Raw genomic sequence first — 26,104 nt, 5'->3', positions numbered from 1 at the left:
CGGCGCACCCGGACTGGGCAAGCTGGCCGCTCCCGAATGGACGCGACACCTATCACTCCTGGTCGAGCAACAGCCGGTGGTTTGGCTTTGCCAGCAAGCGCGACGACGGACTCTATGGCAAGCCCTATTTCTGCTATGTCGACCGTCTGGGGCATGCCCACAAACCTTTTGTGTTGCCGCAACAGGACTCGCAGTTCTACGATATGAACCTCAAGAGTTTCAACGTGCCCGAGCTCGGCCGTGGTCCTCTGCCCTTCGATGCTGTCGATGTGCAGCGAGCCATGAAGCAAGAAGCCGTTGGCTTCCAACTGAAAAGGCAATAAAGAGCCGTAGGTTACTCTCCATCCAGCTCGGCAGAAAGAACGAAGAGCATATAGAGCGGAATGTTGACGATGTGTGCCTCTTCGTTGCGCTCGTAGGGTAAAAGACTTGTACGCAGAGCCAGTCTGGGACGGTATTTCTCGCAATAGACCTTCAAGCTTCCGGCACGAGTTTTAATCATATTTATCACATTTTCGGCACGAGTTTCAGTGTAGTTCATCACATTTTCGGTACGAGTTTTCCGCTTTCCTTCACATTTTCGGCACGAGCTTCAGTGTCAATTATCACGTTTTCGGCACGAATAGTATGGCTTCTCTATATTCTGACTATTATCGCCACATCATTTTGCCAGCCGATGGCTAAATCGTCAAAAAACCAATTGCAGCAGAAGAGTTGGCTATGCTATAACGTTTGTGCTTGTTTAGAAAACTGACAAAAAACGGTCCTTATTTTGGCGATCTTTTGCACGAGAGGTCACTTTGCTCTGAATTTTGCGAAAATTACGAGTGTTTTTGTAATCTGTTGATAATAAGTATGTTATAATAGCTTTGCCTTTTCGATAAAAGAAAAGGCCAAGTGGGTAAAGAAGAAAACGCCTTTCTGAGCAGAAATTCTCTAGAGAATTTTTGCTCAGAAAGGCGTTTTGACAAGGTAAAACAACCGAGATGATCGTGTGAAATAGCCTTTTTGACCAAGTGAAACCACTGTTTTGATGGTGAGAGACCAGTTTTTTCACACTTTCCTTGTTGCTTTTTGATGGAAAGAGACCTCTTTTCGCTTCTGCTCTCTCTAGAATGCAAGGTTCAGAGAAAGGCCTTTTGTGAAATGTTTTGATGATGTTTAAGGTTTTAACTTTCTCCTTTTTAAGAACGGATATTACTTGATTTCCGTCGCTACGCGTTCGCTGCTAAGTATGTCCCCGGCAGCCTTACGGGCGTTGAGATGGACGGGGCGGAGGGTGAAGTCGGGCGTGTTGTAGCTGTTGAGTTGGCGGTCGTAGTAGAGCCAGGGATTGCGCTGAGGCAGCAGGAAAGGCTTGCCCATGCGTCCGCGGCTGTCGACGTGAGCCAGATAGAGCTGGGTATAGTAGCCGTTGATGCGTCGTGAGGTGAAGACGATCCAATGGCTGTTGCGGCTCCAGTTGTGCCATGAGTCGGTGTTCTCGCTGTTGATTTCCGTGAGTGGGTGGGCGCTCATCGTGCGCAAGTCGAGCAGCCACTGGTCGGCCTCCTTGTGCCAGATGGGGAAGCAGCCATAGTCGCTTAGGGTGAAGAGCAGGAAACGGCCGTCGTAGGACGGGCGTGGATGGTTGGCGCTTTTTCCCATCAGACGGGCGTTGAAAATGGTGTCGACCTTGCCTACGGTGTGTCCCGTCTTTGGGTCAAAGCCCACGCGACAGATGTTGTACTTGATGTCTTTATAGTGTGCCGGGATGCCCCATGCCGTAGAGGAGACAAAGTAGAGCGTGCGTCCGTCGGGCGAGAACACCGGGTAGTTCTCGTAGTGGTCTTTCGTCATCACTGCTGGGTTGAGCACGATCTGATGAGTGGCGGGATGATAGATGAGCACGTCGGAGGCTTGGTCAAAGACTTCGATGCGCTCGCTGCGGACGGCATGGAAGCTCTGATGAGTCTGGTTGGTGCTATAGGCAACCCATTGCCCTGACGGGTGCCAATAGGGATAGACCATCGAGCCTTTGAGCGAGTCGTTTTTGGCTTTAAGAATTTCCACGCGTCCGTGCTGCGAGATGAGCGTGCCGCCGTTAGCACCACGGATGTGGAAGGTGAACTGTTCGGGCGATGTTTGGTTGCTTGTATGACAATTGAGGCAAGCACCGGGCACGGCAGTGTTGACGAGGATGGCCTGCTCGTCGAAGTTGCTCAGGTTGCGCTGGTAGAGTCCCATCTTGCCATAGACTTCGTAGCCGGGAGGAATAAGGCGGTAGGTGAGTCCCCACTCGCCGAGCGGGTCAGAGGAGACATTGACCGTGAAGTCGCGATATTGCTTCCACTCGCCGCCGCGCTTGATGTATACCGAGAACACGAGCTTTCCGCCCTTGTTGGCTTCGGTGAGACGGTGCCACTCATCAACGTCGAAGTCGGCATAGTCGCCGCTGGCTTCCATCTTGCCACGCTTCGAACCTTTCACCACGACGTACATGGCCTCGGCATCCTGGCCCACCGCGCTGAAGTCGAGGGGTGCGATGTCTGCGGGGATGGTTGTACCGGCATAGTCAGGAAAAATCCTTGGCAGAGCGTTGACTGGCGTAGCGTTGGAGGGTTTGCTACTGCACGAGGTCAGCAGTCCGAGGCTAAGACAGACGACCGCTACAAGTGATGAGGCGATAATGAAACTTATTTTCTTCATTTCTGTGTTGTTCTAAAAGGTTATCAATAGATGGTCTGCATCTTCTCTTTACCCTTCTTCTTGGTGTTGCCGCTCATGAGCAGATAGTGCCAAGCGTTGTAGGCGAGTGGCGGCTGGTTGAGGGCTGGATCGTTGCGGTTGGTCATATAAGCACGGATGAAGGCCACTGTGGCGTCGACATTCTGCCGGTCTACACTGTAGGGCATGCCTTGCAGCGTGTTGTGGCGTTGCAGCCATGAGCCGATAAGCACCTGCTGGATAGCGTAGGGAATATGGTCGAACTGCACGAAGCGCCCCAGGGGATAGTACTGCATGAAGCGATTTACATCACGCTGGAGCAGTTCGTAGGCGATGAGATACTCGTAGGCCATGCGGTTGTCGTACTTCTTGTTGTCGACGAGCAACAGGCCAAGCATCTGGTCCATCTCTTGATCGCTGAAGAGATAGTCGTGATGTTTGATGCGGATGTCGCACAGACGACCGTATTCCGGATCGGCTTTGACAGCTGCACTGTTGTAGAGGAAACGCTCCTGGCTACGGGCCCACTGGCGGTAGAACAGACTGTTCTCAAGCATGCGCAGGTATTTGGCGGCTACGGCATAGTTGCCGTTGATGATCTCGCACTGGGCGATGCGGCGCGTCAGCCTGCCGCTCTTGCGATAGTTGGGTATGGCTTCCTGAGCCTCAAAGGTGTAGCGCTCGGCATCGTTGACCATGCCCAACTGATAAAACACCTCGGCTGTGGGCAACGGTGAGGTCATGTCGCGGGTGAATGTGGGGAAGAGGCCCTCAGCACCATTCTGATAGAATTCGAAGAGACGGTCGCAGAGCTGGCCCTGCATGGCAAGGGCAAGGTTGACACAGCTCACGCTCATCGGTGAAGAGGGCTGCCGCTTCTCGGCTTTCTCTATGATGCGCTGCCACTGGTGGGTGCGCACGAGATAGTCGTAATCAATGAGTTCGTAGGTGGCACGGTCGAAGCTGGAGTGCAGCAGGGGCACGGTGGCAAGCACGATGACGACAAGCTGAACAACCTCGCCGCGTATGGCTTTCTTGCCCTCCAAACGTGGTAGGTAGGAAGCTGCGAGGGGCAACAGGGCAAATAGTGCCGCCACTACCCACTGCATCAAGGGGATGATGCCGGGATAGCGGAAATAGTTGATGCCACCAAACAACTTGTAATAAGGATATTGCAGGAAGTGTCCGCCCAACCAGACAATGGCTACGAAGTAGAGAACGCTCAGCAGCATCCATCCCACTGGCGTCACCAACGGCTTGTGCTCCGCCTTCTTCTCGGCAAAGGATTGGACTTGTGTCGGGCTAATGCTTGTAGAGGAGGCGTGTGGGCGTGTTTGTGAATTGCTCATTCCCTCTCTCTTTGAGAGAGTGGAGGAGGATCTGTGGAACCCGGTTGCCAATGCTAATCCGATTGCGACCGGTCCCACCAGCCAGTAACCCACGGGGATGGCGATGAGCAGATAGACGGTCGGTGCCACCCACCCACGGCTATGGTCACGCACGATGATATAGTGGAGCATCATCTCTTCCATGCCGAGCAAGGCAATGGCAAAGGAGAGCAGCACGTTTTCGTTGCCCATGAGCGCCCAAAGGGCAACGGCGGGGATGAAGCTCAGCGGATACCACGACGGCGACACGCCGTTGCGCCGCATCAGCACCCATGTGAGTCGTTGCAGACAAAAGAATACAAGGGCAAGGAGTATGGTACCCAGCGCATAGACATAGTAGAACTGTGTGATGAACTCGGCCACATAGTCGGCTAGTCCACCCGGAACGCTGATGCGCTCGGTGAAATAGGATGGGGTGAAGAGAAACAGCTGATACTGCTCTTGGTAGCTGAGTGCGCATCGGTAAGGGAAGGCCCAAAAGAGCGCTATGGCAATGGCGAAGAGCAGGGAAAGGAAGCCTTGCAGATGCTTATGAATGAACGACCACATAAAAAAGGTAGTTGATACAAATGATAAATGAAGAAAGCAGCGCCAAGAGCCTGTTTGGACAGACTCATGGCGCATGCTTGAATAGACAATTTAAAGAAACCTATTTCTTAACAACGAAGTGCCAGAATGTACCCTCTCCACTTGGTGTCGTATGCTGGGCACGGATGTATAGATCTTCATCTGTGACCTTGGTAATCTCGAAGTTATGGCTCTCCTTGTAATTCTCATTGATAATGTATGGAAAGACAATGTTGCCAGAACCACTTGTGATGAGGTTACAGATAACATTCGTACTGGTGTTGCGTGCAGAGAAGTCAAGCTTAAATGTACCAGTTCCACTCTTGTCACCGCGTTGGTTGGACTCATCATAGATGGTTGTTGTCAGCGTACCGTCCTTCCAAGAGAAGGTCATCTCGCCGTAAGAACCACCCTGACCAGTGACATCAGTAGTCCACCAGCTCCCGGCAGCATCAGTGCTTGCGCCATTACCCCAGTTGTTGCCAGCTGCGAGCACCCATGTCTTGGTAGCATTGGCTGTCGTTGGATCCTTAGGATCGCAACCGGTGATCAGCTTAATCTCAGCAGGTGCTTCGGTGTAAGCCTGAGCTGTGTATTCACCGAGATCGATAGTTTTCGTGTTGCCTGCTGCATCCATGATATCCACAGAAAGCTTCAAAGGCTTGCCCATGTCATAGACAGTCAGCGAACCGATGTTCTTGTCAAGCGTTGTGGTTCCCCACTTAAACGTGCAGAGCACAGGGTTGACATTGCTGACAATATTCAGCTTGTTGCCCGGTAGGCCTTGAGCATCCTTGTCTTGCTCTACTTTGATAAGGGCTTTGTTAAAGCCTACGCCAAAGTGATCGGCACCACCCGTCTGACCGACGCAAAGGCGATTCTTCAGATCATCGGTGAGGTAAGTGATGGTATCTACTTGTACCGTAAGGTCTTTCTCCTCGGGAGTACCGCCATCATTGGTTGTCAGGCACTTTACTGTGTTTTGTCCCAACTTGGTGAAATAGATGGTAGCATCAGCAGAAACAGTGTTAGTAGTTTTCTCTATCAACTGGTCTGCCTGCCAAGCCACATTGGTCGGGGAATTGCAGACCACATGTATTTGGTTGGAGTTCTTTCCGTCCACTTGAACGGGTGTGGCACTTACCTTAAGCTGGTCAGCGGCGACATCTCCCCACTCAGATCCACCTTCAATATCAGAAGGATCACAGGAAGCTAATGCCAAGGCCAGCAGAGGCATTGCAAAAAATATCTTTTTCATGTCAATGTTCTTTTAAAGTGAAACAAAGCGCTTACCAGCCCTGGTATTCGGAACTGTTGTCCCAGCCTGGGTTTTGTTCTACGCTACCCAAGGAAATCTGGTTCTCAGGCATCTTGAAGAATCCGGCTGTAGCATTGTAGCGGGCTGCATAGCCACCATTGTGAGCTGTGTTCTTGGCCTCCTTGCCACAATAGTAGACAGGCTGGTTGTTCTGTGCCTCCAAAGCCTGAGCGGCGATATGCCAGCGACGGATGTCATTCCAACGTACACCTTCGAAAGCGAGCTCATGACGACGTTCGTTTTGAAGAGCTTTGAGAGAGTATGATGCAATAGGAGCCAGTCCGGCACGAGCACGCACTTTGTTGATACCACTTACGTTCTCTTCCAATTCGCTCTGCATGAGCAGCACGTCAGCGAAGCGCAGAAGTACAAGGTCGTGGATGTTATCGAGTTGCATGTTGCCGCCATAGCCGCCACTGAGTCCGCCCTTGTCACCATACATCAAATCCTCGAAGCAGCATATATACTTGTTGCCGTCCTTGGCAGAAATAGGAGAAATCTTCTTCTCGTAATAGTCGGTCTCCTGAACAAAGTCAGCCCAACCGCCTTTCTTGTAAGCCGGCAGCTTGTTGACATCCTGGATAGAAGCTTCTAGACGCATATCGTTGGGCTCGTCAGCTTTCCACTCCTTTACAAGATTGGGAGCTACAGGACCTGCACCCCAGCCTTGGCCGAAGGGGAACGTATTAGCGTAGTCCTGGCCGCCACGCATACCGAAGTGAAGTGCGTAACCATTGGCATAGCCGATGGTCGTGCTCCAAGAAGCAAGTTTGTTGAACTTGATGGCGAACATAGACTCCGGATTGCTGTCGCTTGCCTGAGTCTGGTCGTTCTCTACCCATTTCAAGCCCTTACCTTTGGTGTAGTCATAGTCTTCCACTGTACAGCGGTTGGTATAGGCCCAGAGGTTACGATAGTCAGAAACAAGAGAGTAGCCAGAATTGTTGACACAGTCATCGACGAGGTCAGAAACCATCTTCTTCGTCAGCTTGGTGCCATCGGGAAGATCAACTTCTGTAAGAGGGTTGTACGTGGTACTGACCAAATCCTTCAATTCTGTGCCGTTGCAGTACATACCAGTGTAGAACAACCAGGCGCGTGCCAGCATACCTTCTGCAGTGTACTTGTCCACATGTCCGTCGTTGCGGCGCTTTGCGGGCAGCAACTGTGTGGCCTGGTAAAAGTCCTGAAGGATCTGTCCCCAGAGGGTCTTCACGTCACCCTGCTTCACTACTTTACCTGTTGCCGATGTCATCAAGGGCACGTTGCCATACATGGAGGCAAGCTCGTAGTGGTAGAAAGCACGAAGGAAGAGAGCTTCGCCCAAATCGGTGTTGCGCACATCATCAGACAGAGAAGTGATCTTTGGCAGAGCCTCTATCAAGATGTTGGCACGGGAAATGCCCTGATAGCGATCCTTGTAGAACTGCTCGGTCATGTTCTGGTTATAATTGCAGAGCAAGTCCTCAGCCTGCATGAGCTTATCGTTGGTACCACCACCACCGAGGTTGTCGTCACTGGCCAGCATGGAAACATAGAGGAATGACTCCTGTGGTGTGGCGGCCACCTGGTTTAGATTATTATATACGCCGGCAAGCGAGGCTGTTGCGTCCTCTTCCGTTGTAGGGAACTTGTCGGTGGTAGCTTCGGTAATGTCGTCAGCATCCAAAGAGCAGGATGCCAGCGTGAGACTTACCGTGGCTGCTGACAATAAATATAATAGCTTGTTCATTGTTTCTGGTTTTAGAATTTAATATTGACACCAATCAGGTATGTTCGCGGTGAAGGATAATTGCCGACATCCACACCGGTCACCCAAGGCTCGCTGCTGTTGAGAGCCATACCGTTCTCAGGATCCATACCGTCGTAACCGGTAATGGTGAACAGATTCTGAGCAGTGAAGTAGAGGCGCAACTGCTCAAACGGACAGCTCTTCCAAATGCTCTTGAAGTCATAGCCAACGGTGAGATTCTGCAAACGCAGGTAGCTGGCGTTCTCGCAATAGATGTCAGAGATTTGTTGCCAGTTTGGACCTGTGTTGCCCGGAGCCAGACGAGGATATTTGTTGGAAGTGCCCTCACCATGCCAGTACTTGTATACCTCTGTGGTATAGTTCTCATACTGACCATCGGTGAACTTACGCCAAGAGCGCATCACTTGCTGTCCGAAAGCACCATATGCTGTAGCACTCAAGTCGAAGCCCTTGTAGCCAATGTTGAAGCCAAAGCCCATGGTCACATCGGGGTTAGGATCGCCAAGCTCAGTCTTGTCGTTGCCATCGATCTTACCATCGTGGTTGACATCCACAAATTTCAGATCACCCGGCTTGATGTCTGTTCCCTGCAATGAGTTGGCAGCGTTGCCGCCACAGTTCTTGTCGAGATAAGTCTGAATGTCGACTGCATTCTGCATCACGCCCTCGGTCTTGTAGCCATAGAAGTAGCCAATTGGGTGTCCTTCCTCCATACGTGCCATGATACCTGTGTTCTGAGCAAGCAAGTCATTACCGCCTTCATTGTAATGGTTGGCATTGTTGATCTTGGTAACCTTGTTGCTGTTGTAGGCCATGTTCCAGTTCACACCATAGTTGAAGTCGCGGCCAATCTTGTCGTTCCAGTTAAGTGCGATTTCAAAACCGGTATTACGTACGGTACCGGCGTTCTGCCACTGCGTAGAGAAGCCAGAGGTTCCTGGAACCTGAACCTGTACGAGCAGATCCTTCGTCTTCTTGTAGTACCAGTCCATCGTAGCGCCCAAGCGACCATTCAGGAAGCGGGCATCGAAACCGAGGTCGGTCTGCTCAGAAGTTTCCCATTTAAGATCATCATTGGAAAGACGGCTCAAATAAGCACCCTGAGTAGAATTCTCCTTGGTGTTTCCGAAGGAGTAGTTGCCGTAATCTCCATAAGAGAATGTAGCCAGATAGCCAAAGGCATCGCCAATATTCTTATTACCATTCTGACCCCAGCCGGCACGGAACTTCAAGAAGTCAAGCCAAGAAGCTGTGGGTTGCATGAATTTCTCGTTGCTGATCACCCAACCGGCTGAGAAAGAGGGGAAGTAGCCCCATCGGTGTCCGTCGGCGAAACGGGATGAACCATCAGCACGGAGAATGGCACTGAACATATAAGTCTCGTTGTAGTCGTAGTTGATACGGCCGAAGTAAGAGTTTGCTGTCTCGTCAGTATAAGGAGTACCAGTGACAGTAGCACCACCGTTACGGTCTTTGGTCAGCGAGAGATAGCCATGCTTGAAGTCACCATAGATGCTACTGGTAGCCATACCTGTCAGACTCTCACCCATACCCGGACGTGTCTGATAGTACTCGGTACCGACAAGAGCATCGAAATGATGATTGTTCAAAGCAAACTTGTAGTTCAGCGTGTGGGTCATACTCCATGTCCAGCCAAGACCCATCTGTTGGTTGGTCTCATCCGTTGTGCGGAAGCCATCCTTGTTGGTAGTGTTAGCACTGTAGATAGGTAGGAAGTAACGATAGGAGTAGGAGTTCTGACTGTAGTTGACCTGCCCACGATAAGTGAGTCCCTTGATAGGCTGAACTTCAATATAGCCGATAGCATTGAGCGTGAAGTTGCGGCTCTTATTGTTGGCGCTCTGACTGTTGACCAACTGATAGATTGGGTTGAGGGTATAGGAGTTATAGTTCATCCAGCCCTCGGTACCGGATTTCTTCAAGTCGTCAGAGTCAAAATAGTTGCCATCCTTGTCATAAACAGGTACGCAAGGATTGGCACGCAAAGCGGTAGAAAGCACATTGCTGTACTGGTTGCCAATCTGGATACCTTGCTTCTCACGATGCTGGAAGTAGAGGTTTTCGCCGAACTTCACCACGTCCAGTCCTTTGTCGTTGCGGTAGAGGACATGCTCTGAATTCAAGCGGATGGTGAAACGACGGAAATCGGACTTTGCATAGTCGCCGCCAAGGATACCGTCCTGATACTGATAACCAACACCTGTAGAGAATCTGCTACGGTCGGAACCACCGGTGATGTTGATGTCATGATTGGTGGTGATAGCATTCTTGTTACGCAGAATGTCTAACCAGTCAGTACCAGAATTTGAACCATCCTGATAAGCTTTCAGCAGGTCTGCATCGATATACTTTGACCAGTCATAAGCTGATCCGCCATTGTTCATTGATACCATGTCCTGCACCTGCATGTACTGCTTAGCGTTCAAGAGTTTAGGGATGCGATACATGTTCTGCCAGCCGATGTTGCCATCATAGCTGACGGAAATTTTGCCAACTTTACCTTGCTTGGTAGTGATAAGGATCACGCCATTAGCACCGTTGGCACCATAGATGGCTGCAGATGCTGCGTCCTTCAACACATCAATGCGTTCGATGTCGGCAGGATTGAGGTTATTGATGTCGCCGCCAGCTACTCCATCAATAACATAGATAGGCTTGGTATCACTGTTGGTACCAGCACCACGCACTGCTACTTTGAAACCATCACCAGGCTGACCGGAAACGGCCGTAATGTTCACACCCGGAGTTTTGCTCTGCAAAGCACCGAGCACCTGAGTGGTATTCATCTTTTCGATATCTTCACCCTTGACCTCTACAGTGGCACCGGTGACGAGTTTCTTCTTCTGCACACCATAACCGACGACGACAACATCCTCAAGAGTCTTGTCGTCGGTCTTCAGCGTGATTGCAAAGTCGGACTGATTTCCGACGGGGATTTCCTGTGTCTTATAGCCTACATAAGACACCACGAGGGTAGCTCCAGGCTTGACGTTCAGCGTGAAGTTACCATCAAGATCTGTGACTGCGCCGTTCTTGGGATTTCCCTTCTCCACAACACTGGCACCGATGACAGGGCCATCTACGTCAACGACATGTCCGGTGACTTTCTTTGCCTGCTGCACAGCTTGCGCCATTAGGCTTGGTGAGGCTGCATGTACACAGGGACTATAGGCAAGTCCCAAAGCAGTGCAGGCACCCATCAACAGCATGGTTTTGTTAAGATTAAAATTCATACTACTTCGTTCTAGGTTTTTTCTTTGATGATGATTGGGTTCTTGAGCGCGATAGTATTGACTACGATCGCTTTTCGGTCCTATTGTTTTGCAACAGGAAGCTTTCTTTTCATGGTGATTCTTGCATAATGGATAATTGGTTCTTAATTATTTTGACTTCGATTGTTGTTATAGTTGACACCAAAGGTAACACAATCAGGTTGGTTTTATAGTGTTCCTTAGGTTCTCTCGTCGGTTTTCAATCGCAAAGATACGGCTTTCTCATGTAAATACGTAATATTATCTTTGCTATTATTGATACTTTTTTATCAAAGTGAATAAGTTGTAAAAGTCAAGATAGACCTATTGTATTTTATTGTCCAACATTGATACTATGTTGTACAGTTCAGCAAGATAGAATCCTTGTTTCATAGCGTTCTGTAGACAGATAGCAAAAAAGGAGAGTACAACGATGTGTACTCTCCTTATATATAATAGTATTATTAGAGTGTTTCCAATACACGTTTGAGCACCACCTCTGCGGAGATCTCACGGTTGGCAGCCTCTGGGATGACGAGACTGTGAGGACTCTCGATGACGTCGTCGGTGACGATGAGCCCACGGCGTACGGGCAGACAGTGCATGAAGTAACCGTCGTTGGTCCAGCTCATGTGCTCGGTGTCGATGGTCCAACTGGCGTCTTTTGACAGTATCTTGCCGTAATCGTCTTTGTTCTTTACGCCCGGGCAGCTCCAGTTCTTGGCATATACAAAGTCCGCACCGTCCAAGGCTTTGCGCTGATCGTACTCTATCTGTGCGTCACCGACGAACTTTGGATCGAGCTCATAACCTTCGGGCTGGGTGACAACAAAGTCTACGTCAGCAGCATTCATCCATTGTGTAAATGAGTTAGGAACTGCCTGGGGCAGAGCGCGGCAGTGCGGTGCCCATGTGAGTACGACCTTCGGACGCTTGTGTGCAGGCTTTGTGGCAGGGTTGGCGTTGAGCTCTGTCCACTTCTCATGGATGGTGATCAGGTCGGCAAAGGCTTGAAGCGGATGCACGGTGGCGGTTTCCATGGCTACTACAGGGCGACCGGAGTATTTCACGAACTGGCCGACAATGGTCTCGGCGTAGTCGTAGTCGCGGTCACTGAGTCCGGCGAAGGAGCGCACAGCGATGATGTCGCAGTAGCAGCCCATCACCGGGATGGCCTCCAAGAGGTGCTCGCTCTTGTCGCCGTCCATGATGACACCGCGCTCCGTCTCAAGTTTCCACGCACCGGCATTGACATCGAGTACGATGACATTCATGCCGAGGTTCATTGCAGCCTTCTGTGTGGAGAGGCGCGTGCGCAAGGAGTTATTGAAGAAAATCATCAGCAGGGTTTTGTTCTTGCCCAACTGCTGATAGGCGAAGCGGTTGGCTTTCACCTCTTCGGCCTCTTTCAGAGCGGCCTGCAAGGGGCCGAGGTCTTGTACGTTGAAGAATGTTTTCATAAATAAAAAATTATGGGCAACGGCGCAGCCGCTGCACACGTTATATCTATCGCAGCGGCGCAGCCGCTGCTTACAGAACGACATGCGTGATGTATTATATAAAGGAGAGGAGAACGGGGGACAGGATGGCCGGGCCAGTGTTAGCCGTTAGGGCCGCACTTGTCCGTTGCCATTGATAAGCCACTTGTAGGTGGTCATCTCCTCCAATGCCATAGGTCCGCGGGCCCCCAGCTTCTGCGTGCTGATGCCAATCTCGGCACCAAGGCCAAACTGCGCACCGTCGGTGAAACTCGTGGGTGCATTGACATAGACGCAGGCGGCATCAACGGCTTGCTGGAAATGCAGGGCGGCAGCCTGGTCGTCGGTGACGATGCTCTCGCTGTGCCCACTACCGTAAGTGTCGATATGCTCAAGCGCCTCGTCGATGGAGTCGACAGTCTTGATGCCCATCTGCATACTCAGCCACTCGGTTTTCCACTCGTCATCATTGGTAATAGGAACAAGGAGGTCGGCGGGATAGTGTCCTTGCAGTGCTGCGTAGGCACGCGGATCGGCATGGAGCTTCACCTGCTTATCGGCCAAAGGCTTGACCAGCTCCGGCAGATCGCTCAGCCGTGAAGCATGGATGATCAGACAGTCAAGGGCATTGCATACCGAGCAGCGGCGCGTTTTGGCATTGTCAATGATGCGTTGTCCCATGGCCACGTCGCCCCGCTTGTCGAAATAGCAGTGCACGACGCCAGCCCCCGTCTCGATGACCGGAACCTTTGCCGTGTCGCGTACAAAGCTGATGAGGCGCTTGCCGCCACGTGGAATGCAAAGGTCGACATAGCCTACAGCCTGGAGCAATGCCGCCGTCGCCTCATGTGTGGCAGGGAGAAGCGCAACGATGTCGGGATTGACATGCACCGACTTTAGCACACGGTGGATGAGATCGACACCGGTCTGGCATGAGCGGATGGCGTCCTTGCCGCACTTCAGGATGCTGGCATTGCCACTCTTCAGACAGAGTGCAAAGACGTCGAAGGTGACGTTAGGCCTTGCCTCATAGACCACGCCGATGACGCCAAAGGGTACACTCACGCGGCGGAGATCCAGGCCATTGGGCAGCGTCTTGTGCTTGAGCACTTTGCCCAAGGGCGAGGGCAACGTGGCCACATGGCGCATGTTGTCGGCAATCTCCTTCAGCCGGGCTGGCGTCAACTGCAACCGGTCATACATAGGATTGCTCTTGTTCATCAGCGCCAAATCCTCACGGTTGGCCGCCAGCAAAGTCTCTGTTTCCTTCTCGATGGCATCGGCTACGAGGCACAGTAGCCGGTTGCGCAAGGCATCATCCATGTTGGCAAGAGACTTACTGGCCCGCTTGACCCGGCGGAATATATCTTCTAACATAGTGTTTTACTCCTTATTATATATAGGTGTTTTCAATCTCCACATATATGTGGCTTCACTCCATGTACATATAATCGTAGTGTACAAGAGGCCGGACCTCGTGCTTACCGATATTGGCACGGGCCTCATCAGCGTTGTAGGCACTGCGTCCCACGGCGACAAGATTCTTCTGTTCATCGACGATGCTCACGATGTCGCCTTCCTCAAAATCACCCTCAATCTTCGTCACGCCGACGAGCAACAGGCTCACGGCCTGCTTGCCGCGCAGTGCTTCAGCAGCCTTGGCGTTGACGTAGACGACACCTTTGGCAAAGCTCTCGCTGTGTGCAATCCACTTTTTCACGGTAGACGTGGGATTGGGGTTGGGCCGGAATTCCGTGTGCATGGTCTGCTGCGGATGCTGTGCCAGTTCAACGAGGATGTTGTCGGTCTTTCCATTGGCGATAATCACCTTGATGCCCTCATCGGCTACCTTGCCGGCGATATGTGCCTTCGTGACCATACCTCCACGACCGAAGCCACTTTTCTGGTTGATGATGTACTCGCCTAAATCGCGGTCGTAGTTGACCATCGGGATGACACGCGTGCCGGGTTCCTTCGGGTCTCCGTTGTAGATGCCGTCGACATTGCTGAGAATGACGAGCGTGTCGCAGTCCATCATGGAGGCGATGAGCCCCGAGAGCTCGTCGTTGTCGGTGAACATCAGCTCGGTGACGCTCACCGTGTCGTTCTCATTGACAATGGGGATGACGCCGTTTTCAAGCATCACCTGCATACAAGCCCGCTGGTTGAGATACTGCCCACGTGTGGAGAAGCTCTCCTTCATCGTGAGCACCTGGCCCACATGGCAACCGTATTCACGGAAGAGATCGTAGTAGAGTCCCACGAGTTTCACTTGGCCGAGAGCAGAGAAGAGCTGTCGCTGCTCCACGCTGTCGAGCCGGTGCTCCACATCGATCTCGTTGCGGCCGCACGCCATGGCACCCGACGACACGAGGATGACCTCGTAGTCGTGGTGCCTTAGCCATACGATCTGGTCGACGATGGCCGACATCCTCGTCACGTCGAGTTTGCCGTCATCACGTGTGAGCACGTTGCTGCCCACTTTCACAACTATTCTTTTCATTGGTCGTTATTTCAAACTGCCTTTGAAGCCTTCAATCACAGCGTTGGTGAATCCGTTGGCCTCCAGCGTGTTCAGCCCTTTGATGGTCATACCTCCGGGCGTGGTCACCTTGTCGATCTCAGCTTCGGGATGACTGCCGTCGGCAAGCAGCGAGCCAGCGCCTTTGATGGTCTGAAGCACGATGTCCTTGGCATCATCGGCCTTGAAGCCCAGTTCCACGCCGGCCTCGGAAGCTGCCCGGATGAAACGCAGTACGTAGGCAATGCCGCATCCTGCCATTGCCGTTCCAGCTCCCAAGAGATCCTCGTCGACGACCATGGTCTTGCCCAAAGCGTTGAAGATGTCGATTACACGTTTCGGGTTTGCTGCCGCCTTGTCGTTTGGTGAGAGAAAAGTCATCGACTGTCGGTGGGCGATGCCAATATTAGGGATTGCCTGCCAGATGGGCGGCACGTCTCCACCGCTGATGAGCCATGTCTCCAGCTGATCGAGCTTGATGCTGGCAGCCATATTCACGATGGTCTGCTCGCTATATTCGAGTTCCTCTTTGATCTCGTCGATGACGCCTTTCACCACCTTAGGCTTCACGGCGAGTACGACGATGTCAGCCAAGGCGGCCGCCATTTTATTGTCGGTGGTCACGCTGGTGCCCTGCTCGGCAAACGGTTTGAGTTTGCCTTCATGAGGATTGGACACGGTGATGTCATCGGGCTTGAACAAGTCGGTCTTCAATAAGCCGGTGACAAAGGCTCCGCCCATCTCACCGGCTCCAATTACTGCGATTCTCATAATATGAATGGTATACCTTATTATATATAGTACTATCTAACAGATTTCCTACATGCCGGCGAAGACGCGCTTGAGACGATAGATGAAGTCGTCGGCATCGGCCTTGGTCAGGCAAAGCGGCGGAAGGATGCGCAGTACGTCGGTGCCGGCAGCACCCGTGAAGACGTGTTGCTCGTAGATGAGCTTGCTGCGGACCTCTTTCTGCGGTACGTCGAGCACGAGTCCAATCATCAGTCCGCGCCCACGCACTTCCTTGATATGCGGCTCGGTCTTTTGCAGTTGCTTCAGCTCGTCGATGAAATATTCGCCCACCTCATGGGCATTGTCCACGAGATGTTCCTGCTCGAAGACGTCGAGCACGGCCAATGCGGCCGTACAAGCCAGGTGGTTGCCGCCAAACGTAGTGCCTAACTGTCCGTAGACGGGCTGGAACTCCGGCGAGATGAGCACGGCGGCCATGGGGAAACCATTGCCGATGCCCTTGGCGACGGTGATGAGGTCGGGACGTATGCCGAGCCATTGATGGGCAAAGAACTTTCCCGACCGTCCGTAGCCACACTGTATCTCGTCGCAGATGAGCACAGCGCCATATTTCTTGCAGGCCTTGGCGAGCCCTTGGGCAAACTCCTTGGTAGCGACATTGCAGCCGCCCACTCCTTGGATGCACTCCAGTATGCAGGCGCATACATCGCCCTTGGCAAGCTCACGCTCCCACGCCTCCAAATCGTTGTAGGGCAGGAAGGTCACATGACCATTGTCGTTGATAGGCGCTACTATCTTCGGATTACCCGTCACCTCCACGGCCAGTGAGGTACGTCCATGGAAAGCCTTCTCGGCAGAGAGCACACGTGTGCGGCCATTGTGGAAGCTGGCAAGTTTCAGCGCATTCTCGTTGGCCTCAGCTCCACTGTTGATCAGGAAGAGCTGATAGTCGTCGTAGCCGCAGATCTTGCCCAGCCGCTCGGCAAGCTGTCGCTGTAGCAGGTTGATGACACTGTTGGAGTAGAATCCAAGCTGGTTGAGTTGCTTGGTGAGCATGTCGACATAGTGGGGATGGCAGTGACCGATGCTGATGACAGCGTGTCCGCCGTAGAGGTCGAGATACTCCTGCCCTTTGTCGTCCCACACATGGACGCCCTTTCCCTTGACAATGTTGATATCGTATAACGGATAAACGTCGAATAGTTTCATACTTTTGTTTTTATTTAGTTAGAATGCCGACGGCTTAAGTTTCAGTCCTGTGGTCTCGTCGAGTCCAAACATCAGGTTCATGTTCTCCACAGCCTGACCGACGGCTCCCTTGAGCAGGTTGTCGATGCAGGAGGTGACGAGGAGTTTGCCGTCTATGACGTCGCAGTGGACGAGAGCCTTGTTGGTGTTGACCACCTGCTTCAGGTCGAGCGGCTTGTCGACATAGTGTGTAAAGGGCTCACCCTCGTAGAAATCCTTATATCCCTGAACGACCGTCTCAGCGTCCTTATCGGTGCGGATGACCTCAGTGGCAAAGATGCCGCGGGCGAAGTCACCCCGGTAGGGGATGAAGTCGATGTCGGCTTCGAGATGTCCCTGCACCTGGGTGACGCTTTGGCGTATCTCTGGGATATGCTGGTGAGTGAAAGCCTTGTAGATGCTCAGGTTGTTGTTGCGCCATGAGAAATGGGTGGTAGCACCGGGCTTTACGCCGGCTCCCGTACTGCCCGTGATGGCGTTGACGCTGACAGCGGAAGTGATGAGCCCCATCTTTGCGGCAGGCAGCAAGCCGAGCTGGATGCACGTGGCAAAGCAACCGGGATTGGCTACATGGCGTGCAGCGCGGATGCGCTCGCGGTTGATCTCGGGCAGACCATAGACAAAATCGTGCACAGCCGGTGTGGGCTTTGTGGCAGCGACCTCGTCAGCGGGCTGTCCGGCGGATGGCGCAAGGCGGAAGTCCTGCGCCAGATCGATGATCTTCACCTTTGCAGGCACGTCGTGCTCTGCCAGGAAACGCTCGCTCTTGCCGTGGCCGAAGCAGAAGAAGAGCACGTCGACATCGTCGAAGGGCATCTCGCTGGTGAAGCGCAGGTCGGTATCGCCGTAGAGTCCCTCGTGCACGTCGGTGATGAGGTTTCCGGCGTTGCTCTCACTGTTGACGAAGACGAGCTTTGCCTCGGGATGGTTGATGAGCAGGCGGATGAGTTCTCCTGCCGTATAGCCGGCACCGCCAAGTATTCCTATTCTTATCATGATCTTTCCTCTCTTTTTATTCTCTTTCTCCCGGATGCATGCCATAGTAGGCGCGCAGCGGTGTAGAGAGCACTTTGATGAAGCCTTTGGCATCGTCGGCTGTCCAGCCGTGCTGCATCTCACCATACTCACCGAGTTTCGACTTTGTGAGGTCGTCAGGCGAGTCTACGCCTACAGTTTCAAAGCTGTAAGGACGCAGTTTGAGGATAGCCGTACCGTTGACGTGACGCTGGCTGCTGGTGAGGAAAGCCTCCATGTCGGGCATGACGGGTTCGAGATACTGGCTTTCGTGCAGGAACATGCCGTACCAGTTGCCAATCTGGTCTTTCCAGTACTGCTGCCATTTCGAGAGCGTAGACTTTTCGAGCAGGCGGTGTGCCTCGATGATCAGCTTCGGAGCGGCAGCCTCAAAGCCGACGCGTCCCTTGATGCCGATGATCGTATCGCCGACATTGCAGTCGCGGCCGATAGCATAGCTGGCACCGATGGCCTCGATCGCCTGAATAGCCTCCACCTTGTCGGCATACTCTTTGCCATTGACAGCGGCGATCTCGCCCTCCTTGAACGTGATGCGCAGTTCGGCTTCCGGTTCTTTGGCGGTGACATGCTTGAGATAAGCCTCCTCGGGCAGTCCTTGTGTAGGGTCGAGGAGCTCGCCACCGCAGATACTCGTGCCCCAGATGCCAACATTATAGGAATACTTCAGCTTGGTGAAGTCAGCAAAGAAGCCGTGCTCGTTGAGGTAGTCTACTTCCTCTTTACGCGAGAGGGCGTGGTCACGGGTGAGCGTGATGATCTTCACACCGGGTGCCATGACAAGGAAAGTCATGTCGAAACGTATCTGGTCGTTGCCGGCACCAGTAGAACCGTGCGCAATGGCGTCAGCACCGATCTCCTTGGCGTATCGTGCGATGGCGATGGCCTGGAAGATACGCTCAGAGCTGACCGAGATAGGATAGCAGTTGTTGCGCAGCACGTTGCCGAAGATCATATATTTCAAGCTCTTCTCATAGTACTCATGCGTCACGTCGAGTGTGACGTATTTCTTAGCACCGAGCTTGTAAGCGTTCTCCTCGTTTTTCTTCAGCTGCTCAGCACTGAATCCACCTGTGTTGGCGCATGCAGCGTATACGTCCCATCCCTCTTGGGTGAGTTTCATGACTGTGTATGATGTGTCCAGTCCGCCGGAAAATGCGACGACGACAGACTTGGCGCCCTTCTTCTGTTCCATATCTTTTTCTCCTTATTTAATTATCAAACATTGTTATTTCCGTCTATTTGGCGAATGCGCTCGCGCACAGATTCTGGTATACGTGCAGGCAGTTGCTCTTCCGGATCGAAGAGCATGGCGGTGCAGATGCAGTAGCGGCGGTTGGTGCGGTGTAGGATGTCGCTGTTGATGCATCCCTCACATCCTCGCCAGAAGCTCTCGTCATCGGTGAGGTCGTTGAAAGTCACCGGAAGGTATCCCAGCTGCGTGTTCATCTTCATCACCGCAGAGCCGCTGGTCAGCGAGAAGATCTTGGCATGGGGCCATCGGACGCGTGCGAGGGTGAAGGTGAGGTTCTTGATGCGCTTGGCGACTCCCATTCCTCGGAAGTCGGGATGAACAATCAGTCCCGAGGTGGTGACATAGTGCTTGTTGCCCCAGGTCTCGATGTAACTGAATCCGGCGAATTTCTCGCCTTGCAAAGCGATGACCGCCTTTGCCTCTTTCATCTTCGTAGCCACGTACTCCGGCGAGCGCTTGGCGATGCCGGTGCCGCGGACCTTTGCTGCGTCGGCGATGGTTTTCAGTATGGTGTCGACATATTTGATATGACTTTCGTCGGCCACCATCACTTTGATTTCTTCCATGGTGTTGTTATCTATAATCTTGTCTTGTCCGAATGTTTATTCCAGCATGATGTCGTTGAGGCATTCTGAAATGGCTTTTCTGTCCGTACCCTCTTTGAGGACGATGATGATGGTGTCGTCACCGGCGATGGTGCCCAGTATCTCAGGGATGTCGCTGTTGTCGATGTTATATGCAATGGAGCTGGCATATCCCGGTCGGGTGCGGATGACACCAATGTTGCGTGAGAAGCGTATCGATTGAAAGCCGGAGGCTCCCATCATTTCTCTGGCAGGCAGCGGTTTGTGCACGCGCTTGTACATCGTTTCGTTGGGCAGCACATAGACGTAATGTCCGTTCATGCTGGCAGCCTTGGCGACTTTCAGCTGCTTGAGGTCACGGCTCAGTGTGGCTTGGGTGAGCAGAAAGCCTTCTTCCTTTAGTTCATCCAGCAATTCTTCCTGGCTGCCTATCTCCTTACTGGAGATGATCAGCTTGATAGCTTCGAGCCGTCGGTCTTTTGTCTTCATATATTGGATATTTATTCTTTTATGGTTGCAAAAATACGCAAAATAATCGTATAGACCAAATAATATCTTACTTTTCTATTAAAAACAATGATATTTTGATGTAGAAGATGTATACGTTTACTTATATTTATCCATTATTATCATTTCACCAAGTGTTTGGGAGCATGGCAGTGTGCAGGCTTCTTGATAGTACAGAGTTGAGATGTCTATTAAGATTTTAGCGCTAAAGCTTGCTTTTCTTTGGCAGATTGGAAACTTTTTATTAAATTCGCAACATCAACTATACACATTATATAATATAATCGTTTGGAAGATGAAACAAGAAGAAAAGACAAAGATAGAGGAGCGCATCGTGGATGTGCTGAAAACAGTGTACGATCCTGAGATTCCGGTAGACATTTGGAACCTTGGCATGATTTATAAGATAGACGTGAAAGACGACGGCACTGTCGACATGGACATGACTTTCACGGCTCCATCCTGCCCCGCCGCAGACTTCATTCTTGAGGACGTCCGCACAAAAGTAGAGAGCGTTGAGGGTGTGAAAGCCGCCAATGTCAACCTGGTCTTTGAGCCTGTCTGGGATCAGAGCATGATGAGCGAAGAAGCAAAGGTGGAGTTGGGACTGGACTAAGGCTATGCTGAAGGTTCAATGTTGAGTGTTGAATGAACACAATGTTGAATGTTGAGTGAAGAAGGAAATTGAATGTCTAACAAATTTTTGACAGCTATGAGAAAGAACATATACTTTTTGTCCGACGCGCACTTGGGGTCGCTGGCTATTCCTCACCGCCGTACCCAAGAGCGACGCTTGGTGCGTTTCCTTGACAGCATCAAGGACAAGGCGGCTGCCGTGTATCTGCTCGGCGACATGTTTGACTTTTGGAACGAGTATAAATATGTGGTGCCGAAGGGCTTTACGCGTTTCTTAGGCAAGATCTCGGAGTTGACCGACATGGGCGTGGAAGTGCATTTCTTCACCGGCAATCATGATATATGGACGTATGGCTATCTTGAAGAGGAGTGTGGCGTGATCCTTCACCGCAATCCGCTGACGACGGAAATCTACGGCAAGGAGTTCTATCTGGCGCATGGCGACGGCTTGGGTGACCCTGACAACAAGTTCAAACTCCTGCGCAAGATCTTCCACAACCGCGGTTGTCAGCGTCTGCTCAACTTCTTCCATCCCTGGTGGGGCATGCAGTTGGGTCTCAACTGGGCTAAGCACAGCCGTCTGAAACGCGCCGACGGAAAGGAGCCTCCCTATATGGGTGAGGACAAAGAGTATCTGGTGTTGTGGACAAAGGAATACATGAAGACGCATCCCGACATCGACTATTTCATCTATGGTCATCGCCATATAGAACTGGAGCTGACGCTCAACCGCAAGGCACGAATGCTGATTCTCGGCGATTGGATCTCGCAGTTCACCTATGCAGTCTTCGACGGCGAGCATCTGCTGCTTGAGGAATATGTCGAGGGGGAAAGCAGACCGTAATGAACGTTGTCTGACAGAGAAAAATGACAGCGTAAACGATACGTGAGACCGGAACAATCAAGCAGAGCGGTCGTCACGGATATGCAGAATTGTCGTCGCGGTTTAACCAATAGACAAAAGCAGCCGTCACGGAAAACGGGATGATCGTCATGCCCAAACAAAAAAGTAGGACGGCCGTCGTATACGATCTTTTTCGGGATTTCCCGGTTTCCAAATTGATAAATGATTGTAGGAGTGAACGAGATAGCTATTGTATAATATCAATATTTTTTATCTCTAACCTTCTCTGAGAATCGATTTTTAGGAAGCAATGCAATAATTGCTCTGAAAGAACGGTATTTTAAGCAAAAATAGTAAATGCTTATTAATCAGCGCGTTGTGAAGATACTATTTTGAAAACTTTTCCTTAACGCTTAAAAAACGGACTTTTACCATGTCATCTCGCCGAGATGACTGAGCAATCTCGCCGAGATGACCGCATCATCTCGCCGAGATGAGCGACTCATCTCGCCGAGATGATACGGTCAGGTTGGTTCTTCAACGCCTTTTTTCGTCGGTTTCTGTCAGTAGTCCCCATTTTTGCTTTCTATTTCGAAAGCTTCTATTGACAAGGCTTTTTACTTTTTGTAAGATATTATCCAAGTCAAGAGTGGACGCAACAGTTCAGCCTCTCTTGTCCAAAGACAGTATCAATATGTGCAAGGATACTGGGAGGATCATTCTGTTCCGGCATTTTGACGTTTTCAAAGGCCTTTCTTAGCGGTCGATGCGGCCGTTGCCTCCATGCATTGCTGCAAGGATCTCCTGCTCGCTCACTAAGTTCTGATCACCGGAAACAGTATTTTTCAGCGACGCGGCAGCTGTGGAGAACTCCAGACAGTGGCGGTCGTCGTCGGGCCAGCGGTGGCGTGCATGGATAAACGCGGCTACCCATGCGTCGCCCACGCCCATCTGGTCTACTATAGGCCGGATGTCGTAGATGCGCGAAGTGTAGATTTCACCGTTTGCCCACAGCACTCCGGCATTGACATGATGCTGGAACGAGAGTTGGTTGCGGTGTGCCATGAGCATGCGCTCAGCCCGCGGGAACATCTTGTGAAGCTGGTCGAAATAGCGACGGTAAGCGTCCAGGTCAAACTGATAGCTCTCATCCAAAGCAGTGAAAGGAATGGGATCGAGGCCGCTGGCTACGTACCACTCGTTCTGATCGCCAAAGATAAACGAGCTGTACTGCATGAGTTCGTCGAGGGCTTTGCGGGCGTTGGCACCCGGATATTTCCACAGGTTGGCGCGGTAGTTGATGTCGCAGGTGAGTTCTACGCCACTCTCAAAGGCTCGGCGCACGGCATCCATCGTGGTGTCGAGAGCAGCCTGACTCGTAGCGCAGGTGATTCCCGAACAATGAAACAATCCTACCTCCTTCAATATTGGTGCCCAGTCGATGTCGCCGAACGACAAGGTGTTGAAAGCAGAGTCATCGCGGTCATAGACCACTCTCGACGATCGCATGGCTGCAGAAGGCTCGAAATAGTAGGTGCCCAGACGTTTGCCACCCTTCACCGAATGGCGTACGTCGACACCGTATTCCCTGAGGTGCATGAGTGCCGCCTCGCCGATGGCATTGTCGGGTACACGGGTGACATACTCCACGTCGTCGCCGAGCATTGCCAGGCTCACTGCCACGTTGGCCTCAGAACCTCCATAGTTGGCATCGAAAGAGTTACCCTGTGTCAGCCTCATGGCACCATGCTTGGACAGGCGCAACATGATTTCTCCGAATGTAACAATCTTCATATCCTTTACTCTCCTTATTATTACTTGGCAGAAAACTTGCTTGATAATATAAAACTAAAAAAGGCGGACAGCCCGTCGTGAGCGTCCGCCTTTGAGTTGGTTGCGATATTACTTCTTCTGTGCCTCTACGAGGTCACGGGTGTCGCGGGCAATGACAATCTCCTCGTCGGTAGGAATCATCACCACCTTCACCTTGGAATCGTCGGCAGAGAGGATCTGCTCCTTTGAGCGTACGTGGTTGCGCTCCTTGTCCATCTTCACGCCGAGGTATTCCAGACCGGAGCAGGCATCCCAGCGCACGCCTTCCTGGTTCTCGCCCACGCCGGCAGTCCACACGATAATGTCGACACCGTTCATGGCAGCAGCGTATGCACCGATGTATTTCTTGATGCGGTAGTTGTACATCTGCAGTGCGAGATGAGCGCGCTCGTTGCCTTCGTTGTCGGCATTCTCGATCTCACGCATATCGCTGGAGATGCCCGTGATGCCGAGCACACCGCTCTGCTTGTTGAGGAAGTCGGCCATCTCCTGTGGTCCCATGCCGGTCTTCTGCATCAGATAGGTGACAGCAGACGGGTCGATGTCGCCAGAGCGGCTGCCCATCATCAGTCCGGCCAAAGGAGTCAGACCCATGGAGGTGTCGATGACCTTGCCATACTTCACGGCAGCCACGCTGGCGCCATTGCCGATGTGGCAGGTGATGATCTTCTGTGTCTTGATGTCCACGCCGAGGAACTCGCACACGCGCTGAGAGACATAGCGGTGAGAGGTGCCGTGGAAACCATAGCGGCGTACGTGCCACTTGGTATAGAACTCGTAGGGCACAGCGTAGAGATAAGCATACGGCGGCATGGTGCTGTGGAATGCATTGTCGAACACGGTCACCTGCGGTGTACCGGGCATGAGGGCATCAACAGCGCGGAGGCCTGCCAAGTGGCCCTTGTTGTGCACCGGCGCAAGGTCGATGAGGCTCTCAATGCCTTTCTCCACCTCGGGAGTGACGATACAACTCTTCTCAAAGAGGTCGCCGCCCTGCACGATACGGTGTCCCACAGCGTCGATCTCGTCGAGGCTCTTCAGGCAGCCGTACTTGGGATCCACGAGGAGGTCAAGCACGAATTTCACACCTTCTTTGTGCGACGGCATGTCGTGCATGATCTTTTCCTTTGAGCCGTCTTTCAGCGTCACTTTGACAAAAGCCTCGTCGAGACCGATGCGCTCTGCGCCACCCTGTGCGAGAACGCTCTCGTCGGTCATGTCGTATAATTTGTACTTAATGGAACTGCTACCGCAGTTCAGAACCAAAATCTTCATCTTAATGTTGAGTGTTGAATGGTGAGTAATATCAATGTTGAATGTTGGAAGCATTCATCATTTCTTGGCATCCATTGCCTGGCATGACGTGATGGCGACCATGTAGTAGATGTCATCGACAGAGCATCCGCGGCTCAGGTCGTTGACCGGACGGGCAATACCCTGTAGGATAGGACCGATGGCGATGGCGCCACCAAGACGCTGAACGAGCTTGTAGCCGATGTTGCCCACTTCGAGGTTAGGCACTACGAGCACATTGGCATGTCCGGCGATAGGAGAGCCCGGTGCCTTGAACTCGCCCACAGAGGGAACGAGTGCGGCGTCGGCCTGCAACTCGCCGTCGACTTTCAACTCTGGATATTTCTCGTGAGCGATCTTTGTGGCGTCGACGACCTTGTCGATGATATAGACGCTCTTGCCTGTAGTCTTGTCCTTGGCATCCTTGGCAGAGCCTTTGGTGGAGAAGCTCAGCATGGCCACACGCGGATCCTTGATGCCTGCCACGCTCTTTGCGGTATCGGCGGTGCAGTAAGCAATCTGAGCCAGCTGGTCAGCGGTAGGATTAGGAGTGACAGCTACGTCGCCCATAACCACGATGCCGTCCTCGCCATATTGCTTCTGGTCGGTGATGAGCAGCATAGCACCGCTGACGCAAGTGACGCCCGGAGCGCATTTGATGATCTGCAGAGCCGGACGCAGCGTGTCGCCCGTAGTGCTCAGTGCGCCGGAGATCTGTCCGTCGGCGTCACCGGTCTTGATGATCATGCAGCCAAGATAGAGGTTGTTCTTCGTTACCAGCTCGCGGGCCTGCTCGACGGTCATGCCCTTTTTCTTGCGAAGCTCAGCCAGCAGGGTAGCATACTCTTCGGTCTTCTCGCAGTGCAGCGGGTCGACGATGGTAGCCTTGTCGATGTTGGTGAGGCCCCACTCTTTGGCTTCCTTACGGATGTTTTCGGGATTGCCGATCAAGATCAGGTCGGCCAGGTCGTCGGCCAGTACGCGGTCGGCAGCCTTCAGAGTGCGCTCCTCTTCAGCTTCGGGGAGCACGATGCGCTGCTTGTTAGCTTTAGCACGCGCAACAATTTGCTCTAATAAACTCATAGTGTCGGTAATATATTAGTTTTGGTATGTCGA

Annotated in this window: 19 protein-coding genes and 1 pseudogene; 3 read left to right on the top strand and 17 right to left on the bottom strand. The window is 52.2% G+C overall.

What is annotated here, in order from left to right:
• Positions 1 to 44 precede the first annotated feature (44 nt).
• Positions 45 to 323, top strand: a pseudogene (locus NG346_RS14500) (hypothetical protein); the annotation flags it as partial.
• Between the two features lie 874 nt (positions 324 to 1,197).
• On the opposite strand, the gene NG346_RS03060 reads toward NG346_RS14500, so the two are convergent.
• The 14 genes from NG346_RS03060 to argR form a co-directional block, all read right to left on the bottom strand.
• Positions 1,198 to 2,688: a TolB family protein gene (locus tag NG346_RS03060; RefSeq protein ID WP_262288296.1), complete on the bottom strand. Its 1,491-nt coding sequence runs from the start codon at positions 2,686 to 2,688 to the stop codon at positions 1,198 to 1,200.
• 23 nt (positions 2,689 to 2,711) lie between these two features.
• Complete coding sequence (locus NG346_RS03055) at positions 2,712 to 4,643, bottom strand: DUF6057 family protein (protein WP_262288295.1); 1,932 nt, start codon at positions 4,641 to 4,643, stop codon at positions 2,712 to 2,714.
• Positions 4,644 to 4,743: 100 nt separating this feature from the next.
• Positions 4,744 to 5,919 (bottom strand): hypothetical protein, encoded by a 1,176-nt coding sequence (locus tag NG346_RS03050; RefSeq protein WP_262288294.1) that lies wholly within the window; start codon positions 5,917 to 5,919, stop codon positions 4,744 to 4,746.
• 31 nt (positions 5,920 to 5,950) lie between these two features.
• Complete coding sequence (locus NG346_RS03045) at positions 5,951 to 7,711, bottom strand: RagB/SusD family nutrient uptake outer membrane protein (RefSeq protein WP_262288293.1); 1,761 nt, start codon at positions 7,709 to 7,711, stop codon at positions 5,951 to 5,953.
• Positions 7,712 to 7,722: 11 nt separating this feature from the next.
• Positions 7,723 to 10,986 (bottom strand): SusC/RagA family TonB-linked outer membrane protein, encoded by a 3,264-nt coding sequence (locus NG346_RS03040; protein ID WP_262288292.1) that lies wholly within the window; start codon positions 10,984 to 10,986, stop codon positions 7,723 to 7,725.
• 482 nt (positions 10,987 to 11,468) lie between these two features.
• Positions 11,469 to 12,464, bottom strand: a complete 996-nt coding sequence (locus tag NG346_RS03035) for a Rossmann-fold NAD(P)-binding domain-containing protein (RefSeq protein WP_262288291.1) — start codon at positions 12,462 to 12,464, stop codon at positions 11,469 to 11,471.
• A gap of 147 nt (positions 12,465 to 12,611) precedes the next feature.
• Positions 12,612 to 13,859 carry a glutamate-5-semialdehyde dehydrogenase gene (locus tag NG346_RS03030; RefSeq protein WP_262288290.1) on the bottom strand — a complete coding sequence of 416 codons (1,248 nt, stop codon included), beginning with the start codon at positions 13,857 to 13,859 and terminating at the stop codon, positions 12,612 to 12,614.
• 55 nt (positions 13,860 to 13,914) lie between these two features.
• A complete protein-coding gene (gene proB / locus NG346_RS03025; RefSeq protein ID WP_262280640.1) occupies positions 13,915 to 14,985 on the bottom strand; it encodes a glutamate 5-kinase in 1,071 nt (356 codons plus the stop codon).
• Positions 14,986 to 14,991: 6 nt separating this feature from the next.
• Positions 14,992 to 15,774, bottom strand: coding sequence for a pyrroline-5-carboxylate reductase (proC, locus tag NG346_RS03020; protein WP_262288289.1), 783 nt, complete (start codon positions 15,772 to 15,774; stop codon positions 14,992 to 14,994).
• A gap of 48 nt (positions 15,775 to 15,822) precedes the next feature.
• Positions 15,823 to 16,965, bottom strand: a complete 1,143-nt coding sequence (locus NG346_RS03015; RefSeq protein ID WP_262288288.1) for an aspartate aminotransferase family protein — start codon at positions 16,963 to 16,965, stop codon at positions 15,823 to 15,825.
• Positions 16,966 to 16,983: 18 nt separating this feature from the next.
• On the bottom strand, positions 16,984 to 18,000 hold the full coding sequence (argC, locus tag NG346_RS03010; RefSeq protein WP_262280637.1) for an N-acetyl-gamma-glutamyl-phosphate reductase: 1,017 nt from the start codon (positions 17,998 to 18,000) through the stop codon (positions 16,984 to 16,986).
• Between the two features lie 16 nt (positions 18,001 to 18,016).
• Entirely contained in the window at positions 18,017 to 19,231 is a 1,215-nt protein-coding gene (locus tag NG346_RS03005) for an argininosuccinate synthase (protein WP_262288287.1), read from the bottom strand.
• Between the two features lie 23 nt (positions 19,232 to 19,254).
• Positions 19,255 to 19,857, bottom strand: a complete 603-nt coding sequence (locus tag NG346_RS03000) for a GNAT family N-acetyltransferase (RefSeq protein ID WP_262280635.1) — start codon at positions 19,855 to 19,857, stop codon at positions 19,255 to 19,257.
• A 36-nt stretch (positions 19,858 to 19,893) separates the two neighbouring features.
• A complete protein-coding gene (gene argR, locus NG346_RS02995; RefSeq protein WP_262280634.1) occupies positions 19,894 to 20,364 on the bottom strand; it encodes an arginine repressor in 471 nt (156 codons plus the stop codon).
• A gap of 313 nt (positions 20,365 to 20,677) precedes the next feature.
• Here argR and NG346_RS02990 point away from each other — a divergent pair, with 313 nt between their 5' ends.
• On the top strand, positions 20,678 to 20,998 hold the full coding sequence (locus tag NG346_RS02990; RefSeq protein ID WP_262288286.1) for a metal-sulfur cluster assembly factor: 321 nt from the start codon (positions 20,678 to 20,680) through the stop codon (positions 20,996 to 20,998).
• Positions 20,999 to 21,094: 96 nt separating this feature from the next.
• Entirely contained in the window at positions 21,095 to 21,862 is a 768-nt protein-coding gene (locus NG346_RS02985; RefSeq protein WP_262288285.1) for a UDP-2,3-diacylglucosamine diphosphatase, read from the top strand.
• Between the two features lie 756 nt (positions 21,863 to 22,618).
• On the opposite strand, the gene NG346_RS02980 is transcribed toward NG346_RS02985, so the two are convergent.
• The 3 genes from NG346_RS02980 to pta form a co-directional block, all read right to left on the bottom strand.
• On the bottom strand, positions 22,619 to 23,656 hold the full coding sequence (locus tag NG346_RS02980) for a sugar kinase (RefSeq protein ID WP_262280631.1): 1,038 nt from the start codon (positions 23,654 to 23,656) through the stop codon (positions 22,619 to 22,621).
• Positions 23,657 to 23,764: 108 nt separating this feature from the next.
• On the bottom strand, positions 23,765 to 24,970 hold the full coding sequence (locus tag NG346_RS02975; protein ID WP_154535329.1) for an acetate/propionate family kinase: 1,206 nt from the start codon (positions 24,968 to 24,970) through the stop codon (positions 23,765 to 23,767).
• A 57-nt stretch (positions 24,971 to 25,027) separates the two neighbouring features.
• Entirely contained in the window at positions 25,028 to 26,071 is a 1,044-nt protein-coding gene (pta, locus tag NG346_RS02970; protein ID WP_262288284.1) for a phosphate acetyltransferase, read from the bottom strand.
• Positions 26,072 to 26,104 lie beyond the last annotated feature (33 nt).

It is taken from the genome of Hallella absiana (assembly GCF_025457485.1).
Lineage (GTDB): Bacteria > Bacteroidota > Bacteroidia > Bacteroidales > Bacteroidaceae > Prevotella > Prevotella absiana.
The sequence above is the reverse complement of the archived record's forward strand: the minus strand, read 5'-3'. Positions and strand labels throughout refer to the sequence as shown.

Coding starts and splice junctions, on each gene's coding strand:
- NG346_RS03060 (WP_262288296.1), bottom strand. CDS start 2,688: ATGAAGAAAATAAGTTTCATTATCGCCTCATCACTTGTAGCGGTCGTC.
- NG346_RS03055 (WP_262288295.1), bottom strand. CDS start 4,643: ATGTGGTCGTTCATTCATAAGCATCTGCAAGGCTTCCTTTCCCTGCTC.
- NG346_RS03050 (WP_262288294.1), bottom strand. CDS start 5,919: ATGAAAAAGATATTTTTTGCAATGCCTCTGCTGGCCTTGGCATTAGCT.
- NG346_RS03045 (WP_262288293.1), bottom strand. CDS start 7,711: ATGAACAAGCTATTATATTTATTGTCAGCAGCCACGGTAAGTCTCACG.
- NG346_RS03040 (WP_262288292.1), bottom strand. CDS start 10,986: ATGAATTTTAATCTTAACAAAACCATGCTGTTGATGGGTGCCTGCACT.
- NG346_RS03035 (WP_262288291.1), bottom strand. CDS start 12,464: ATGAAAACATTCTTCAACGTACAAGACCTCGGCCCCTTGCAGGCCGCT.
- NG346_RS03030 (WP_262288290.1), bottom strand. CDS start 13,859: ATGTTAGAAGATATATTCCGCCGGGTCAAGCGGGCCAGTAAGTCTCTT.
- proB (WP_262280640.1), bottom strand. CDS start 14,985: ATGAAAAGAATAGTTGTGAAAGTGGGCAGCAACGTGCTCACACGTGAT.
- proC (WP_262288289.1), bottom strand. CDS start 15,774: ATGAGAATCGCAGTAATTGGAGCCGGTGAGATGGGCGGAGCCTTTGTC.
- NG346_RS03015 (WP_262288288.1), bottom strand. CDS start 16,965: ATGAAACTATTCGACGTTTATCCGTTATACGATATCAACATTGTCAAG.
- argC (WP_262280637.1), bottom strand. CDS start 18,000: ATGATAAGAATAGGAATACTTGGCGGTGCCGGCTATACGGCAGGAGAA.
- NG346_RS03005 (WP_262288287.1), bottom strand. CDS start 19,231: ATGGAACAGAAGAAGGGCGCCAAGTCTGTCGTCGTCGCATTTTCCGGC.
- NG346_RS03000 (WP_262280635.1), bottom strand. CDS start 19,857: ATGGAAGAAATCAAAGTGATGGTGGCCGACGAAAGTCATATCAAATAT.
- argR (WP_262280634.1), bottom strand. CDS start 20,364: ATGAAGACAAAAGACCGACGGCTCGAAGCTATCAAGCTGATCATCTCC.
- NG346_RS02990 (WP_262288286.1), top strand. CDS start 20,678: ATGAAACAAGAAGAAAAGACAAAGATAGAGGAGCGCATCGTGGATGTG.
- NG346_RS02985 (WP_262288285.1), top strand. CDS start 21,095: ATGAGAAAGAACATATACTTTTTGTCCGACGCGCACTTGGGGTCGCTG.
- NG346_RS02980 (WP_262280631.1), bottom strand. CDS start 23,656: ATGAAGATTGTTACATTCGGAGAAATCATGTTGCGCCTGTCCAAGCAT.
- NG346_RS02975 (WP_154535329.1), bottom strand. CDS start 24,970: ATGAAGATTTTGGTTCTGAACTGCGGTAGCAGTTCCATTAAGTACAAA.
- pta (WP_262288284.1), bottom strand. CDS start 26,071: ATGAGTTTATTAGAGCAAATTGTTGCGCGTGCTAAAGCTAACAAGCAG.